This is a genomic window from Cedecea sp. NFIX57, from assembly GCF_900177785.1.
Taxonomy (GTDB): Bacteria; Pseudomonadota; Gammaproteobacteria; order Enterobacterales; family Enterobacteriaceae; genus Cedecea; species Cedecea neteri_C.
Window position 1 is genome coordinate 114251 of record NZ_FXAS01000014.1, and the last position, 14301, is coordinate 128551.

At 55.1% G+C, this 14301-nt stretch carries 15 protein-coding genes and 1 pseudogene; 7 read left to right on the top strand and 9 right to left on the bottom strand.

Annotated elements, in window-relative coordinates; all coding sequences use genetic code 11:
- Positions 1 to 2: 2 nt before the first annotated feature.
- Positions 3 to 224 carry a zinc ribbon domain-containing protein gene (locus B9Y90_RS14010; protein WP_085541584.1) on the top strand — a complete coding sequence of 74 codons (222 nt, stop codon included), beginning with the start codon at positions 3 to 5 and terminating at the stop codon, positions 222 to 224.
- A 5-nt stretch (positions 225 to 229) separates the two neighbouring features.
- Here B9Y90_RS14010 and xseA read toward each other — a convergent pair whose 3' ends face one another.
- Entirely contained in the window at positions 230 to 1615 is a 1386-nt protein-coding gene (gene xseA, locus B9Y90_RS14015; RefSeq protein WP_085541585.1) for an exodeoxyribonuclease VII large subunit, read from the bottom strand.
- A gap of 170 nt (positions 1616 to 1785) precedes the next feature.
- On the opposite strand from xseA, the gene guaB reads away from it, so the two are divergent.
- The 3 genes from guaB to B9Y90_RS14030 all read left to right on the top strand — a co-directional run bounded on the left by guaB (position 1786) and on the right by B9Y90_RS14030 (position 5381).
- Positions 1786 to 3252 carry an IMP dehydrogenase gene (gene guaB, locus B9Y90_RS14020; protein ID WP_008459401.1) on the top strand — a complete coding sequence of 489 codons (1467 nt, stop codon included), beginning with the start codon at positions 1786 to 1788 and terminating at the stop codon, positions 3250 to 3252.
- A gap of 66 nt (positions 3253 to 3318) precedes the next feature.
- Complete coding sequence (guaA, locus tag B9Y90_RS14025; RefSeq protein ID WP_008459400.1) at positions 3319 to 4896, top strand: glutamine-hydrolyzing GMP synthase; 1578 nt, start codon at positions 3319 to 3321, stop codon at positions 4894 to 4896.
- Between the two features lie 227 nt (positions 4897 to 5123).
- Positions 5124 to 5381 carry a helix-turn-helix domain-containing protein gene (locus B9Y90_RS14030; RefSeq protein ID WP_085541586.1) on the top strand — a complete coding sequence of 86 codons (258 nt, stop codon included), beginning with the start codon at positions 5124 to 5126 and terminating at the stop codon, positions 5379 to 5381.
- 53 nt (positions 5382 to 5434) lie between these two features.
- Here B9Y90_RS14030 and B9Y90_RS14035 read toward each other — a convergent pair whose 3' ends face one another.
- The 3 genes from B9Y90_RS14035 to B9Y90_RS14045 form a co-directional block, all read right to left on the bottom strand.
- A complete protein-coding gene (locus B9Y90_RS14035; protein WP_085541587.1) occupies positions 5435 to 5842 on the bottom strand; it encodes a DUF2000 family protein in 408 nt (135 codons plus the stop codon).
- A gap of 57 nt (positions 5843 to 5899) precedes the next feature.
- Positions 5900 to 6748: an AraC family transcriptional regulator gene (locus B9Y90_RS14040; protein ID WP_085541588.1), complete on the bottom strand. Its 849-nt coding sequence runs from the start codon at positions 6746 to 6748 to the stop codon at positions 5900 to 5902.
- A gap of 109 nt (positions 6749 to 6857) precedes the next feature.
- Positions 6858 to 7220 carry a winged helix-turn-helix transcriptional regulator gene (locus B9Y90_RS14045; RefSeq protein WP_085541589.1) on the bottom strand — a complete coding sequence of 121 codons (363 nt, stop codon included), beginning with the start codon at positions 7218 to 7220 and terminating at the stop codon, positions 6858 to 6860.
- Positions 7221 to 7344: 124 nt separating this feature from the next.
- On the opposite strand from B9Y90_RS14045, the pseudogene B9Y90_RS14050 reads away from it, so the two are divergent.
- Positions 7345 to 8178 (top strand): annotated as a pseudogene (locus B9Y90_RS14050) (enoyl-CoA hydratase/isomerase family protein).
- 95 nt (positions 8179 to 8273) lie between these two features.
- Positions 8274 to 9479: a M24 family metallopeptidase gene (locus tag B9Y90_RS14055; RefSeq protein ID WP_085541590.1), complete on the top strand. Its 1206-nt coding sequence runs from the start codon at positions 8274 to 8276 to the stop codon at positions 9477 to 9479.
- A 226-nt stretch (positions 9480 to 9705) separates the two neighbouring features.
- Here B9Y90_RS14055 and B9Y90_RS14060 read toward each other — a convergent pair whose 3' ends face one another.
- A complete protein-coding gene (locus B9Y90_RS14060; protein WP_085541591.1) occupies positions 9706 to 10251 on the bottom strand; it encodes a hypothetical protein in 546 nt (181 codons plus the stop codon).
- A 153-nt stretch (positions 10252 to 10404) separates the two neighbouring features.
- Positions 10405 to 11022: a LysE family transporter gene (locus B9Y90_RS14065; RefSeq protein WP_039296079.1), complete on the bottom strand. Its 618-nt coding sequence runs from the start codon at positions 11020 to 11022 to the stop codon at positions 10405 to 10407.
- Positions 11023 to 11208: 186 nt separating this feature from the next.
- Here B9Y90_RS14065 and B9Y90_RS14070 point away from each other — a divergent pair, with 186 nt between their 5' ends.
- Positions 11209 to 12129, top strand: coding sequence for a LysR family transcriptional regulator (locus B9Y90_RS14070; RefSeq protein WP_085541592.1), 921 nt, complete (start codon positions 11209 to 11211; stop codon positions 12127 to 12129).
- Here the strand turns inward: B9Y90_RS14070 and B9Y90_RS14075 are convergent.
- The 3 genes from B9Y90_RS14075 to B9Y90_RS14085 are packed head-to-tail and all read right to left on the bottom strand — an operon-like array spanning position 12123 to position 14055.
- A complete protein-coding gene (locus B9Y90_RS14075; protein ID WP_085541593.1) occupies positions 12123 to 12497 on the bottom strand; it encodes a DUF4180 domain-containing protein in 375 nt (124 codons plus the stop codon). The genes B9Y90_RS14070 and B9Y90_RS14075 overlap by 7 nt on opposite strands.
- A 20-nt stretch (positions 12498 to 12517) precedes the next feature.
- On the bottom strand, positions 12518 to 13525 hold the full coding sequence (locus B9Y90_RS14080; RefSeq protein ID WP_085541594.1) for a S66 family peptidase: 1008 nt from the start codon (positions 13523 to 13525) through the stop codon (positions 12518 to 12520).
- Positions 13526 to 13548: 23 nt separating this feature from the next.
- Positions 13549 to 14055, bottom strand: a complete 507-nt coding sequence (locus B9Y90_RS14085) for a P-loop nucleotide/nucleoside kinase family protein (RefSeq protein ID WP_085541595.1) — start codon at positions 14053 to 14055, stop codon at positions 13549 to 13551.
- Between the last annotated feature and the right edge of the window lie 246 nt (positions 14056 to 14301).

A 14301-nucleotide genomic window follows, 5' to 3' on the forward strand; every position in this document is an offset into this window, starting at 1 on the left:
GGATGATGGTGAATTGCCCGACGTGTAAAAGCGAACTGAAACAAACGGACGATGGGGCGCATTGCGATGCCTGTGGGAAGGACTTCCGCCTGGAAGCGCTTTGCCCGGACTGTCACAAGCCGTTGCAGGTGTTGAAAGCGTGTGGGGCGGTGGATTATTTCTGCCAGAACGGCCACGGGCTGATTTCTAAAAAGCGCGTAGAGTTTGTACCCTCCGCGCTTTGAATGGCTTATTCGTCTTTCGCCGCTGGCTTGCGCTTACGCGGCGCTTTCACCGGCTTAATGCCCGTTACCTGACTTTCGACCCAGCCGTCATCCAGGCGCGTGGTTAATGTGTCCCCGGACTTCACCTGTTTGGTTTTCTTCAGCACTTTGCCGTCTTCGGCGGTGGTCACGCTGTAGCCGCGGGCGAGGGTCGCCAGCGGGCTGACGGCTTCCAGCTGAGCCAGCGCGGTGCCAAAGCGTTGTTTCGTCTGGCTGAGCTGAGCGCTTACTAACTGCGACAGCCGGTATTCCAGCTGCTGTAAGCGGGACTGGGCGCGATGAATACGGGGCTGAGGCTGCTGCTGGTTAAGGCGCTGGCTAAGGCGTAACTGCTGCTGACTTGCCCGGCGCATTTTGCCGTCCATTGCCACGGTCAGTCGCTGGCGCAGGCGCTCAAGGGTGGTTTGCTGGCGAGCCAGGCGTAATTGAGGATGCTGCTGCTGCAGGCGGTGGTGCAACTGAGTAAACCGCCGCGAGCGTTGGGCGAGGTAATAGTCCATCGCCATTTCCATACGTTGCTGCTGGGACTGGATTTGGCGCAGTAACTCCGTTTGATTGCGACTGACGATTTCCGCCGCAGCAGAAGGTGTTGGTGCACGTAAATCCGCGACAAAATCGGCGATCGTGACGTCAGTTTCATGCCCTACGGCGCTAACAACCGGGATCTTGCTTGCAAATATTGCCCGCGCAACCCGCTCATCGTTAAAGCTCCACAAATCTTCCAGCGAGCCGCCGCCGCGCCCGACAATCAGCACGTCACATTCGTTGCGCAGGTTGGCCAGCTCAATGGCGCGCACAATCTGCAGCGGGGCGTCGGCGCCCTGAACGGCAGTCGGGTAGATGATGACCGGCAGGGACGGATCGCGGCGCTGTAAAACGTGCAGCACATCGTGCAGGGCCGCCCCGGTTTTAGAGGTGATTACGCCAACCTGGCGAGCCGGAGCGGGCAGGGGCTGCTTGTGCAATGCGTCGAAAAGCCCTTCGGCGCTTAGCTTCTGCTTAAGCTGCTCGTACTGCTGTTGCAACAGCCCTTCACCGGCGGGCTGCATACTTTCGACAATAATCTGGTAGTCGCCGCGCGGCTCGTAAAGGGTGATGTTAGCGCGTACTAACACTTGCTGCCCGTGCTGCGGGCGGAAGGTTACGCGGCGGTTGCTGTTGCGGAACATCGCGCAGCGCACCTGGGCGGTATCGTCCTTTAGCGTGAAGTACCAGTGGCCCGATGAAGGCTGGCTGAAGTTAGAGATTTCACCGCTGATCCAGACCTGCCCCATTTCCTGCTCAAGCAGCAAACGCACCGTCTGATTCAGGCGAGAAACGGTAAAAATTGAGGGGGGGTTTTGTGTCGACATGTGAGCTGGATCAAATTCTAAATCAGCAGGTTATTAGGTCGATAGTACCTTCCGTTTCGCTATTAGCAAGGAGTTTTGCGAAAAAAGTGTGGATGCAATCGCTTACGCTCTGTATAATGCCGCGGCAATATTTTATCTGTTCTCATTCACCCCCAGGTTGAGATATTGCCATGCTACGTATCGCTAAAGAAGCACTGACGTTTGACGACGTTCTCCTCGTTCCCGCTCATTCCACCGTTCTGCCGAACACGGCCGACCTCAGCACTCAGCTGACAAAAACTATTCGTCTGAATATCCCTATGCTGTCCGCAGCAATGGATACCGTGACGGAAGCGCGTCTGGCTATCGCTCTGGCGCAGGAAGGTGGCCTTGGTTTCATTCACAAAAACATGTCCATTGAGCGCCAGGCTGAAGAAGTTAAGCGCGTGAAGAAACACGAAAGTGGCGTGGTAACTGACCCGCAAACCGTGCTGCCAACCACCACCCTGCGTGAAGTGAAAGAATTAACCGAGCGTAACGGCTTTGCCGGCTACCCGGTCGTCACCGAAGACAACGAGCTGGTGGGTATCATCACCGGTCGTGACGTGCGCTTTGTGACCGACCTGGCCCAGCCAGTTAGCGTGTACATGACCCCGAAAGAGCGTCTGGTTACCGTGAAAGAAGGCGAAGCGCGCGACGTCGTGCTGTCTAAAATGCACGAAAAACGCGTTGAGAAAGCGCTGGTTGTGGACGCGGGCTTCCACCTGCGCGGCATGATCACCGTAAAAGACTTCCAGAAAGCAGAGCGTAAACCTAACGCCTGTAAAGATGAGCAGGGCCGTCTGCGCGTTGGGGCTGCGGTTGGCGCAGGCGCAGGCAATGAAGAGCGCGTTGACGCGCTGGTCGCTGCTGGCGTTGATATTCTGCTGATTGACTCCTCTCACGGCCACTCCGAAGGCGTTCTGCAACGTATTCGTGAAACCCGTGCTAAATATCCTGACCTGCAAATAATCGGCGGTAACGTAGCAACCGCCGCTGGCGCTCGTGCCCTGGCTGAAGCTGGCTGCAGCGCGGTGAAGGTTGGGATCGGTCCTGGCTCCATCTGTACTACTCGTATTGTTACCGGCGTAGGTGTACCGCAGATCACCGCCGTGGCTGACGCGGTTGAAGCGCTGGAAGGCACCGGTATTCCGGTCATCGCCGACGGCGGCATTCGCTTCTCTGGCGACATCGCGAAAGCCATCGCCGCTGGCGCAGCCGCCGTTATGGTTGGCGGTATGCTGGCAGGTACCGAAGAGTCTCCGGGCGAAATCGAACTGTACCAGGGCCGTGCGTTCAAATCCTACCGCGGCATGGGTTCTCTGGGCGCGATGTCCAAAGGCTCTTCTGACCGTTACTTCCAGACCGACAACGCCGCAGACAAACTGGTACCAGAAGGTATCGAAGGCCGCGTGGCGTATAAAGGCCGTCTGAAAGAGATCGTTCACCAGCAGATGGGCGGCCTGCGTTCCTGCATGGGCCTGACCGGCTGTGGTACTATCGACTTGCTGCGCACCAAAGCAGAATTCGTACGTATCAGCGGCGCGGGCATCCAGGAAAGCCACGTTCACGACGTGACGATCACCAAAGAGTCCCCGAACTACCGTATGGGTTCTTAATCTTTATGCACCCGGCTTTATGCCGGGTGTTTTTGTTTTGTATCACTTGCCTCGGAATTAACGTCAATGACGGAAAACATTCATAAACATCGCATTCTGATCCTCGACTTCGGCTCTCAGTACACTCAGCTGGTGGCGCGCCGCGTCCGTGAGCTGGGCGTTTACTGCGAACTGTGGGCCTGGGATGTTACCGAAGCTCAAATTCGTGAGTTCAACCCAAGCGGCATCATCCTTTCCGGCGGCCCGGAAAGCACCACCGAAGCAAACAGCCCGCGTGCGCCTGAGTACGTGTTCGAAGCCGGTGTGCCGGTGTTCGGCGTTTGCTACGGCATGCAGACCATGGCTATGCAGCTGGGCGGCCACGTTGAAAGCTCTACCGAACGTGAATTCGGCTACGCGCAGGTTGAAGTGAAAACCGACAGCGCGCTGGTTCGCGGCATCGAAGACTCTCTGAGCGCAGCCGGTCAACCGCTGCTGGACGTCTGGATGAGCCACGGCGACAAAGTCACCGCCATCCCGTCTGACTTCGTGACCGTTGCCAGCACCGAAACCTGTCCGTTCGCCATTATGGCCAACGAAGAAAAACGCTTCTATGGCGTGCAGTTCCACCCGGAAGTGACCCACACCCGTCAGGGCCAGCGTCTGCTGGAGCGTTTTGTGCTGGAAATCTGCGGCTGCGAAGCGCTGTGGACCCCGGCAAAAATCATCGAAGATGCGATCGTCCGCATCCGCGAGCAGGTGGGTGACGACAAAGTTATCCTCGGCCTGTCCGGCGGCGTTGACTCTTCCGTGACCGCGATGCTGCTGCACCGCGCCATCGGCAAAAACCTGACCTGCGTGTTTGTGGACAACGGCCTGCTGCGCCTGAATGAAGCTCAGCAGGTGATGGACATGTTCGGCGACCACTTCGGCCTGAACATCGTTCACGTTGAAGGCGAAAACCGCTTCCTGACCGCGCTGGCGGGCGAGAACGACCCGGAAGCCAAGCGTAAGATCATCGGTCGCGTGTTCGTGGAAGTGTTCGACGAAGAAGCGCTGAAGCTGGAAGACGTTAAATGGCTGGCGCAGGGCACCATCTACCCTGACGTTATCGAGTCTGCGGCTTCCGCAACCGGCAAAGCACACGTCATCAAATCTCACCACAACGTGGGCGGCCTGCCGAAAGAGATGAAGATGGGCCTGGTTGAGCCACTGCGCGAGCTGTTCAAAGACGAAGTGCGTAAAATCGGTCTCGAGCTGGGCCTGCCGTACGACATGCTTTACCGCCACCCGTTCCCAGGCCCAGGCCTCGGCGTTCGCGTGCTGGGTGAAGTGAAGAAAGAGTACTGCGACCTGCTGCGCCGCGCCGACGCTATCTTCATCGAAGAGCTGCACAAAGCCGACCTGTACAACAAAGTGAGCCAGGCGTTCACCGTGTTCCTGCCGGTCCGTTCCGTGGGCGTGATGGGCGATGGCCGTAAGTACGACTGGGTTGTTTCCCTCCGTGCGGTAGAAACCATCGACTTCATGACCGCGCACTGGGCGCACCTGCCGTATGACTTCCTCGGCCGCGTGTCCAACCGCATCATCAACGAAGTGAACGGCATCTCCCGCGTGGTTTACGATATCTCCGGTAAGCCGCCTGCTACGATTGAGTGGGAATAAGTTTTAGCTTCGACTAAAAATCGCTAGTTTCAAAAATCGCCAGCAAAATCAAAGGATTTTCTGGCGATTTTTTTATCCCTCATATTCAAACACCTCCACGTAATCCCTTCCTCTTAACATCCCCAGTACCGCAAAAAATTAACTCATGTGACTCATAGTCCGTGGAGTACATTGCGCACAAAGGCGATGCTTATCCGTGTTGAAACATCAAACACGAGGGCGAAAGCATGAAAGCACAGGACTGGCATCCGGCGGATATCATCGCTGGCATCAGGAAAAAAGGCACGTCGATGGCGGCGTTATCCAGGGATTCCGGGCTGGCGTCTTCGACGCTGGCGAATGCCTTAACCCGGCACTGGCCGAAGGGCGAGCGGCTTATCGCCGAAGCGTTGGGCAAACAGCCAGAAGAGATTTGGCCTTCACGCTACCAGACTTTGAACGCTGGTGCGGTGGAAGAGGGTGATATTCACTCCCACAGTGATTGATCGTAAAACAGGTCGGTTCCGCTGTAGAAACTGACCTGTTCAACATCAAAATACTACTTATGCAACTTCATTCCCTTAATCACCTTATCCACCACTTTCTTCGGGCCGCGTATCGCCAGGCCGACCAGGTTCATGCTGTCGGCATCTTCCGCCTGGAATACTTCCCGGTTGGCTGCGTCATGCCCGGTGGAAAACATGGCGTGTACGTATGGAATCAGGGTTAGCTCGCGCTCCAGGCCTTTACGGTGCGCGGTTTGCAGCCCGGCGAGGTCGGATTCGAAAATCATCATCGGCTGGCCGGACAAATTGCCGTATTCGCGGCCTTTTGCGTCTATATAGGGCGCGCCCATGATTTCCGGGGAGGCGGCGGCCACGCCGGTGCCGAGAAAAGCCACCACGTTCAGGCGCTGCCAGGTGGGTAAATCGTCGCGTACGATAAAGGCAATTTTGGTATCAAACATCTGTCCTGCTTCTCCGTTCATCTTTCTGAGAAAGCATCATCGAAGATAGCAGGGCGGTCAGTATAGAACGTTTGTGCAGCGGCGCTGGTAAGCTACGGGGGATAGTCGATAGGCGCGCTGGAACCAGCGTCCCATATGACTTTGGTCGGCAAATCCGGTTTGTGTGGCAACTTGTGCAGGCTCTTTCCCCTGCGCCAGCAGCGAACGGGCGGTGCGCAGGCGGAGTCGCACCAGGTAAGCATGAGGTGACTGGCCAAAAACCTGCTTAAACTGGCGGTTGAGGCGGAACCTGTCGATGCCGGAGTGCAGCGCGAGTTCGTCGAGGCCGATGTCCAGATGCATTCTATCGTGAAGAAAATCCCGAACCTCATACATTTGCCGAAGCGCATCATTTGAGGCAGAAGGCGGCCTGAGGCTGATATGGCGGGAAAGCAGGGCTACAAGATGGTCGAGCGTCTGATCGCGGGCGAGTCGGCCTTCGCGATGGTGGACGGCAAAAAATGCCTGCTGAATAGCAATGCTGAGCTGCGGGTCGTCCGCCAGAGTGTTATGGAAAGCGGCTTCCAGCGTGGCGATGTTGCCCAGCCCGCGGCGCTGCATGTTCTCGCTCACCCAGGCCTGCGGCAGATAAAGCATCGCGTAGGTAAAGCCTTCGGCTTCGGGAGCGTGGCCGTCGTGCACCGCGCCCGGCTCAATCAGAATTGCTCTGCCCGGATGGCTGGTGTGCGTTGTGCGGTGGCAGTTAAAACGCTGGAGTCCTTGCTGTGTAATGCCAACTAGCACTTCGTCGTGATCGTGTGCGTCATAAGCATGGCCGGAGAAATGGGCGTTAATGCTCTCGATGCCACTCTCTTCATCGCGATTGATATCAACCCAGTCACTGCTCGTTTTGTCGCGCGTGGTCATCAATCAGGCCTCGTTAGCTACCGTGAAGAAAACCGTTTTCTCAAAAGTTAACATGTCCGATAACCATCAAATAGCATTCCCTGTAGGCCATGCAATTTGGGGGGGGAATTTATTCACTCTCAGCATCATACAAATTCTGGCTGCGCTGAATGGTGTCTATATTTTCCAGCGTCCAGTTAAACAGAATCGAGAAAGGCTCCTGCAACGATTGCCCGAGCGGGGTCAGTGAATATTCCACGCCGAGTACCCGGCCATCCAGCACTTTGCGTTTGACCATGCCGTTGCGCTCCAGCTTGCGTAGCGTCTGCGTCAGGACTCGCTGCGTCACACCCTCTAGCCTTCGCTTGATGGCGTTAAAACGCTGCGGCTCGCGAAGCACTTCCAACACCATCATCGACCACTTATCGGCTATTTGATCCAGCACGATACGGCTTGGGCAGTCTGCCCGGTAAACGATGTCACTCTTGCTCATCGGTATCCTCCAGCATCCCTGGGATGGTTAAAGTGCGTAATTGACGCCAGGTATCCAAAATATACTATCCAGGGGCTGGCGAAAATACCGGCAGGCTATTTTCCAAATGATAAAGGAAATCCCAATGAGAAAAACAAATTACAGCAAGCTCCTGCTTACTCAGCGTAATGGCGTGATGATGGTAACGATCAATAATCCGCCGGTGAATGTACTTGATGTGGCGCTCATGTCCGAACTCACCCAGGTTCTGCTTACTGTGCGTAGCGATCCCGCTATTAAGGTTTTGGTTTTCGACAGTGCAATCCCTGAATTCTTTATTGCGCACGTGGATATGACCCTGATTGATGAGCCTCACGCCTTCGACGAATTAGCTAAGGCGGCTCCTGATGGACTAAATCCTTTCCAGGCTTTTGGCGAACTCTTACGCAGCCAGCCGCAGGTTACCCTCGTGAAACTGGCTGGCCTGGCTCGGGGCGGAGGCGCGGAGTTTGTTGCCGCCGCAGACATGGTGTTTGCTGCAGAAAAACGGGCAGGTCTGGCGCAGTGTGAAGCATTAATGGGTATTGTTCCCGGCGGAGGGGCGACACAATATCTGTCCGACAGAATGACGCGAGGCAGGGCGCTTGAAGTGGTGCTGGGTGCGGAGCTGATAGATGCCAAACTGGCGGAGCGATATGGCTGGATCAACCGAGCATTACCTGATGACGAACTGGACTCTTTTGTTGAAAGACTGGCGAACAACATTGCCAGTCTGCCTGTCGGCGTGATTGAGGCGGCGAAAAAAGCAATTCCGGCATCCGATCTTAGGGAGGGGTTCCGGCGTGAGCATGAGGCCTAGGCTGGACTCTTCGCCCTGCCTGCGGCAGAGAGGTTAATCCGTGGCGGGCTGAAGGCCGGGGCGCAAACCGTCGAGGGAGAAGCGAGGCTTGAAAGCCTGCTGCGCGACCTCAGTATCTGACTCAAAAGCCCGCTATATAAATCCCGAGTGATCTGTTAAAACATCTGGCGATCCGGCTACGGCAAAAGTTAAACAAGACTGAGGTAACGAACACCATGAATAAAGCAGATCATCTCAAGGCGGTTACAGCCAAAGCCCGGGCGATCATGGCCCGGAACAATGTTGAAGCTTTGGTGGTGACCACCCCGGACAACTTTTGCCATGTCACCGGGTTTGCCAGTTTCTTTATGTACACCTTCCGCCACACCGGCGCGGCGCTGGCGGTCATTTTCCGGGATGAAAAGCTGCCATCTTTGATCGTGATGAACGAGTTTGAGGCGGCTGGTCTGCAGTTTGATCTGGCGAATTATGAGCTGAAGACCTTCCCGGTTTGGGTGGATGTCGATGAGCCTTTTAACCCACAGCGAGTGGTGAAAGAGCGGCCGATTGGCCCGCCGGTGGAGGCCGTTTTCACGTTGCTCAAGTCCACGTTGGCGGACGCGGGCGTGCTGGATAAAAATATCGCTATCGAGCTGAATGCGATGAGCAACGGCGGCAAGCAGACGCTGGATAAGGTGATCCCGAATCTACGGCTGGTGGACTCCACGGCAATTTTTAATGAGCTACGGATGGTCAAAAGCCCGTGGGAGATAGCTTTCCTGCGTAAAAGCGCGCAGGTAACCGAGTATGGCATCAGTGAAGCCTTTAAGGCGATTGGCGCGGGCTGCTCGGCCTGGGATCTCACTGCTGCCTATAAAGCAGCCGTGATGCAACACCCGGAGACCAACCTTTCGCGCTTCCATTTGATCTCGGTCGGCGATGACTTTGCCCCTAAATTAATCCCGAGCCGTGAACCCGTTAAACCGGGGGATTTAATCAAATTTGACTGCGGCGTGGATGTCGCCGGTTACGGGGCGGATTTGGCGCGAACCGTGGTGTTCCGGCAGCCAACGGCCATGGCAGAGCGAATCTACCAAACCATTCTGCTGGGCCACGAGCATATGCTTAGCCTGATTGGCCCGGGCGTGAAACTCAGCCACGTGTTTAACGACACGATGAGTAAAATCAAGGCCAATGGCTTGCCGCACTATAATCGCGGCCATTTAGGGCATGGCGATGGGCTGTTCTTAGGCCTGGAAGAGGCGCCGTTCGTGAGCGCTGCGGCAACCGAAACCTTTGAACCGGGCATGGTCTTTAGCGTGGAAACGCCTTACTACGGTATCGGCGTCGGGGCTATCATGCTGGAAGATATGTTGCTCATCACCGACGACGGCTATGAATTGTTTAGCCAGTTACCGAGGACGCTACAGCGTTTTGAGTAAGCTTAATTCGGGGCAATGAGTTGCCCCGTGAATCTCTTAATTAAGGTATTATTGCGAATGCGTGTTGCCAGCTTTGCTAAATTGAATATCTTAATTTTGGCGTGGTTGGATAGTACATTGCATTATTAAAAATAAAGGAACCGGCGAGTTTAATTTGTGTATTGAATTGTTATAAATAATGGTGGGTTATAGCAGGCGGGTTCCTTTAGAGAAAAACTAACGGATTTTAGTATAAACGGCTTACATCTACCATTTTTGCATGAGCAAGAGAATATTCAGCAGGCCTCAGTCTCATTCTTTGTTTAGCTAAATTCATTGCCTGCTGGCTGGCGCCAGAAAAATCCTTCGGATTTTGCCCCTCAGAGATGCCGCACCCTTTTTGATAGTGAAAGTTGAATGTTTTGGGAATAACGCCAGAGTAATATTCATTGGAGTACTCGGCGCTGCCACCCTGCGCTTTGATAAAGCTGACAATGTCATTCCCTATATGGCTGCTGGGAGGGGAACACCGCACGTAGCTTTGCTTACCGTCACCGCCAAAGACCGTTGCTTTAAGGCTGCTCATATTAATGTTTTTAGCTTCTAAAGTATTCTTAATTTCTCTTAAGTTTTGCTGCAACCCGATATCTGAATCAAAATGCGCGCAGAGAAGATAATCATGTTGCTCTGATACAGCATAAAGCCCCAGACAGGTTTGTATTGCCGGCATGGAAAGATCAAGCCCTTCTTTTTTGAACAGACCATATTGGCCTTGAAATACGACGACTCTCATATAATTAATTTCCTTATTAGATGGAATACCCGCGCAAAGAATATAGCAATCTAAAAAGAATGACACGTAACCATTAGTGAGATATTTCTGTAAAACGCCAGATGCCGAATCAGAATAATTGCAGTGCAATCGGGCGTAAATACTTGTCCGGCCTCAGCTAAAAAATGCCAGCTTCACCGCAAATATCGCCAGAAATAGGCCGGTAGCTTTCCCCAGCAGATAAACCATGCCTGGCCGCGAACGCACTTTCTCGGCAAGTGAAGTGGTCAGGAAGATCATTATCGAACAGTAGATAAAGGTCAGCGCGGCGGCAGTACCGGCCAGAATAGCGAACGTCGGGATCCCCAGACTGCGAGCCGGGTCGATAAACAGCGGCAGGAACATCACGTAAAACAGAATGGGTTTGGGGTTCATCAGGGTGATGACCATACCCTGCAAAAACGGCGTTCTTTTGCCGGTCACCGGCGGCGGCGGGGCGCTGGTTTTCGCCTTCATCAGCAACTGCGCACCCATCCACAGCAGGTAAGCTGCGCCCAGCCACTTAATTATCTGGAATACATGCGGTGAGGATTCGAGCAGCGCCGCCACACCCGCGATAGCCAACCACAGCAGCACCTGGTCACCCAGAATAATCCCCATCAGGCAGAGATAGCCGCTGCGCGCGCCGCCTTTGCTGGCGCTGGTGATCAGGATCAGATTCCCGGGGCCGGGAATGATTAACAGCAGGATGAAAGAGACAACAAAGGTGCCGTAATGAATGATGCCGGGCATGCTCAGGTTTTCCTTAAAAGTACTTAGTTCAGGTGATGCGTTCTTGCTTTTTATTAGCCGTACTGGCTGGCTTTATGATGGGAAGGAAGGCCGGTAGGCGGCAACCGAAAAGCGTGATATGTTTTCCTTATCTATGAAGAAATTCGATTTGTCGAAAGCTGCCCTTTCCAATAACTGACTGAAAATATGGCCGGAATAAAGCTAAATCAGCTGGAAATGCTGATAGCCGTAGTGGAAAACAATGGTTTCAGCGCCGCTGCCGCAGCATTGGGCTGTACGCAGTCGCGCATCAGCCATGCTATTGCCGAACTGGAGCAGCATCTGAACGTGCGCCTGCTTCACCGCTCGCGCAGCGGCTGTGTGCCGACAGCCGCCTGCACGCAGATCCTAAAAGATGCGAAAAAAATCATGCAGCTTCTGGACGGCATTGAGCAGACGGCGGCGGAAGCGCCGCAGCTTGCCGGGCGTGTGCGAGTGGCCTGCTTTCGCAGCGCGACGGCGAACCTGTTGCCGCCTTACTTTGAGGCGCTGGCCACGGCTCTGCCCGATATTCATCTGGATATTGATGACAGCGCAACGGAATACCATCACCTCAACGACGCGGTGGTGTCCGGGCGGGCGGATATCGGCATTACCATTCAGGGCTACCCTGATTCGCTGCACGGCGTGCCGTACATCAGCGATCCTTACGTGCTGATGCTGCCCCGCAGCTTCCGCCTGCGGCAGCCTTTTAGCTGGCAGCAGCTGGAAAATCTGCCGTTTATCCAGCCGAACGCCAACACGTTAAGCCCCGCCGTGGAGCGCTGCCGTGAGATGGGGCTGCGTAATGAGGTGGTGCATAAACTGGCCAGCGACAGCGGGATTGTCGGGCTGGTGAATCAGGGCCTGGGGTTTTCCATTATGCCGTGGCTGTCGGTGCTGCCGGTGCCGGAGAATATGCGCATTCTGGATTTGCCCCAGCCGCTGCGCCGCCATTTGTTCATCGTCACCCGCCCCGAGCTGCGCCATGAAAAAGTGATTGCCACACTGATTAACTTCCTGCGCGATAAGGCGCTGATCCGCACGACCAGCGTCTGGCGCTCGGGCATGCTGGCTTTCGATTACTGACCGGTTTTTGCCAGGCGCTCTTGCAGGCTCGCAAGATCCGGTAAAAACCAGCAGCTTTTGCCCCGATTGCATTCCACGATCAGCGCTTCGAGCGCCTTGCTCTTCCTTTGCCAGGGTTCAACGTCCCCGAGGATCGCCAGCCCAAGCCGGTAATTCACCAGCTTTTGTAGCCAAAGTCCCGCCACGCCGGTACGCAAATCGAAAAAGCTGTCGGGTAGCCGCTTGATGGGAAGGGCGATCCACTCCGCCTGCAGCTCAATGGCCTGGCCGATGCCTTCCCGCACCGCGTCGTCATCAAATGTGGAGCCTTGCTCAGCAAAACAGAGCACTTTGATTTCCCCTGTCTGGATGAGTTCTTCAGTCATCATGGCGACTCCTTTCCTTCGTTTTATGCCAGCCACTGGCTGGTCAGTGACATGGTCTGAGTGTCAAAGTCGATGCGCATCCGCACGCCGAGCGGGAGCGTCAGCATCGGGTGCGTGTGGCAGCAGTCAAAATCAGAGACAATGGGGATCTCGCGGCCATTCAGTACTTCCCTCAGGATGTGTAGCGGCGTTTTTCCGCTGCCCTGGTCGTCAAACAGCTCGTGTCTGCCGAGCACAATGGCGGCGATGCGATCGAACACGCCACACAGCAAAAGATGGGAAAACTCTCGCTCCAGCTCCGCCGCGCTGAGCAGGCTGTCCTCGATAAACAGAATATCGCCCCGGTTGATATCGGGCATGTATTCGCTGCCCCAGATGCCGTAAAGCGTATTCAGGTTGCCGCCAATGACGCGGCCTTCTACCTTGCCTGCACCCTCGAAGCACCAGCTGCCTGGCCGCAGGTTTTTCGCCCGGGACTGCGTTTCCCAGTCAAGCATCTCATCGGTCCATGCAACGGGCTGGCTCAGCGTGTACGGCAGTGCCTGAGATCGGCTGAGAATATTGAGGAAATAGTCAAACGTGCTGTCGACCAGCGGAGGGAATTCACCCAAAGAAGCCACCACCGCCGGGCCATAAAAGGTAATCAGCCCGGTCCGGTGATAGATCCCTGCCAGCAGGGCGGTCACGTCCGAATAGCCAATGATAATTTTGGGATCTTTCACCAGCTGCGCATAGTCAATATAAGGCAGCAGCGAGTTGCTGTTTAAGCCGCCGATGGCCGAAATAATGCAGCGCACGTTCGGGTCATGCAAAAGGGCATTAAACTCATCCGCCCGCTCGCGAATGGAGCCGGACCGCCAGAAATCCTTTTTGCCCGTCAGGCTGCCTTCCTGCAGACAGAATCCCTTCGACTCAATAAACGCTTTCGCCCTCTGGTAGCGCTGCGGGGCAAATGCGGTGGCCGCCGATGAGGGGGAAAACACGGCGATCGTGTCGCCCGCTGTTAAAGGGCGAGCATAAATTTGCGGCATGACGACTTCTCCCTGTGGGTCAGTTAGCGGCTGGCGGTAGCCGGGAAAACAAACACAAACTCTTCCTGTTCAAACTCATCGGGCGCTTCCCAAAGGCTGCTGGCGATGTCAAAAATCTCGTCCGGCACCACCATCGAGAACGTTTCGCCTTGCTCGGCATTGCGGCGCTGCACGCGCTCGCGGCGAACGTTTTTAGGCGCATCGAGGACATGCTCGCAAAATGGAATGCCTTCGTCCTGCAGCTGGCGGAGCAGGGCTAATCTTGGCCCCTGCTGAATCAACCCCAGCTCCAGCGCAATGCTGTTGGTGGCAAGCACCGTGCGGGCATAGCTCAGGATAAGCTCGATAAGCCGGTCCTTGCGCTCCACATACCAGGGCACAAAATTCCCGGCCGGGCGGTCGGGGCTGTAAAGCTGCACGAACCACTCGTCCAGCGCGATATGGGTAAACCCGTCGGTTTTGGCCAGGGCTTTAGCGTAGGTCGATTTACCCGCGCCAACCGGGCCTTCAATAAAATGTATTTGGTTCATCGGATAAGCTTTTTTTAGGAGGAGTTATCAGGCGCTTTTTAGCGCGTATCCGCCGATATTAGCGCGAGAAACGGCTTTTAAATAGCTACCTTATTTGTTGTTTTTATAAGAAATAACCCGATGATTGCTGATAGTTATTTTCTGGCAATTCTTAGCATCATGTTGAATTTGTGAACGCTTTTTCCTCTGCAATACTGCCCTGGCGTGTGCTGAAACGTATAAGCCCGAAGGGCAAAATTGCGCGGT

Excerpts from the sequence above, each read along its gene's own strand:
- B9Y90_RS14010 (WP_085541584.1), top strand. The coding sequence starts at position 3 with ATGATGGTGAATTGCCCGACGTGTAAAAGCGAACTGAAACAAACGGAC.
- xseA (WP_085541585.1), bottom strand. The coding sequence starts at position 1,615 with ATGTCGACACAAAACCCCCCCTCAATTTTTACCGTTTCTCGCCTGAAT.
- guaB (WP_008459401.1), top strand. The coding sequence starts at position 1,786 with ATGCTACGTATCGCTAAAGAAGCACTGACGTTTGACGACGTTCTCCTC.
- guaA (WP_008459400.1), top strand. The coding sequence starts at position 3,319 with ATGACGGAAAACATTCATAAACATCGCATTCTGATCCTCGACTTCGGC.
- B9Y90_RS14030 (WP_085541586.1), top strand. The coding sequence starts at position 5,124 with ATGAAAGCACAGGACTGGCATCCGGCGGATATCATCGCTGGCATCAGG.
- B9Y90_RS14035 (WP_085541587.1), bottom strand. The coding sequence starts at position 5,842 with ATGTTTGATACCAAAATTGCCTTTATCGTACGCGACGATTTACCCACC.
- B9Y90_RS14040 (WP_085541588.1), bottom strand. The coding sequence starts at position 6,748 with ATGACCACGCGCGACAAAACGAGCAGTGACTGGGTTGATATCAATCGC.
- B9Y90_RS14045 (WP_085541589.1), bottom strand. The coding sequence starts at position 7,220 with ATGAGCAAGAGTGACATCGTTTACCGGGCAGACTGCCCAAGCCGTATC.
- B9Y90_RS14055 (WP_085541590.1), top strand. The coding sequence starts at position 8,274 with ATGAATAAAGCAGATCATCTCAAGGCGGTTACAGCCAAAGCCCGGGCG.
- B9Y90_RS14060 (WP_085541591.1), bottom strand. The coding sequence starts at position 10,251 with ATGAGAGTCGTCGTATTTCAAGGCCAATATGGTCTGTTCAAAAAAGAA.
- B9Y90_RS14065 (WP_039296079.1), bottom strand. The coding sequence starts at position 11,022 with ATGCCCGGCATCATTCATTACGGCACCTTTGTTGTCTCTTTCATCCTG.
- B9Y90_RS14070 (WP_085541592.1), top strand. The coding sequence starts at position 11,209 with ATGGCCGGAATAAAGCTAAATCAGCTGGAAATGCTGATAGCCGTAGTG.
- B9Y90_RS14075 (WP_085541593.1), bottom strand. The coding sequence starts at position 12,497 with ATGATGACTGAAGAACTCATCCAGACAGGGGAAATCAAAGTGCTCTGT.
- B9Y90_RS14080 (WP_085541594.1), bottom strand. The coding sequence starts at position 13,525 with ATGCCGCAAATTTATGCTCGCCCTTTAACAGCGGGCGACACGATCGCC.
- B9Y90_RS14085 (WP_085541595.1), bottom strand. The coding sequence starts at position 14,055 with ATGAACCAAATACATTTTATTGAAGGCCCGGTTGGCGCGGGTAAATCG.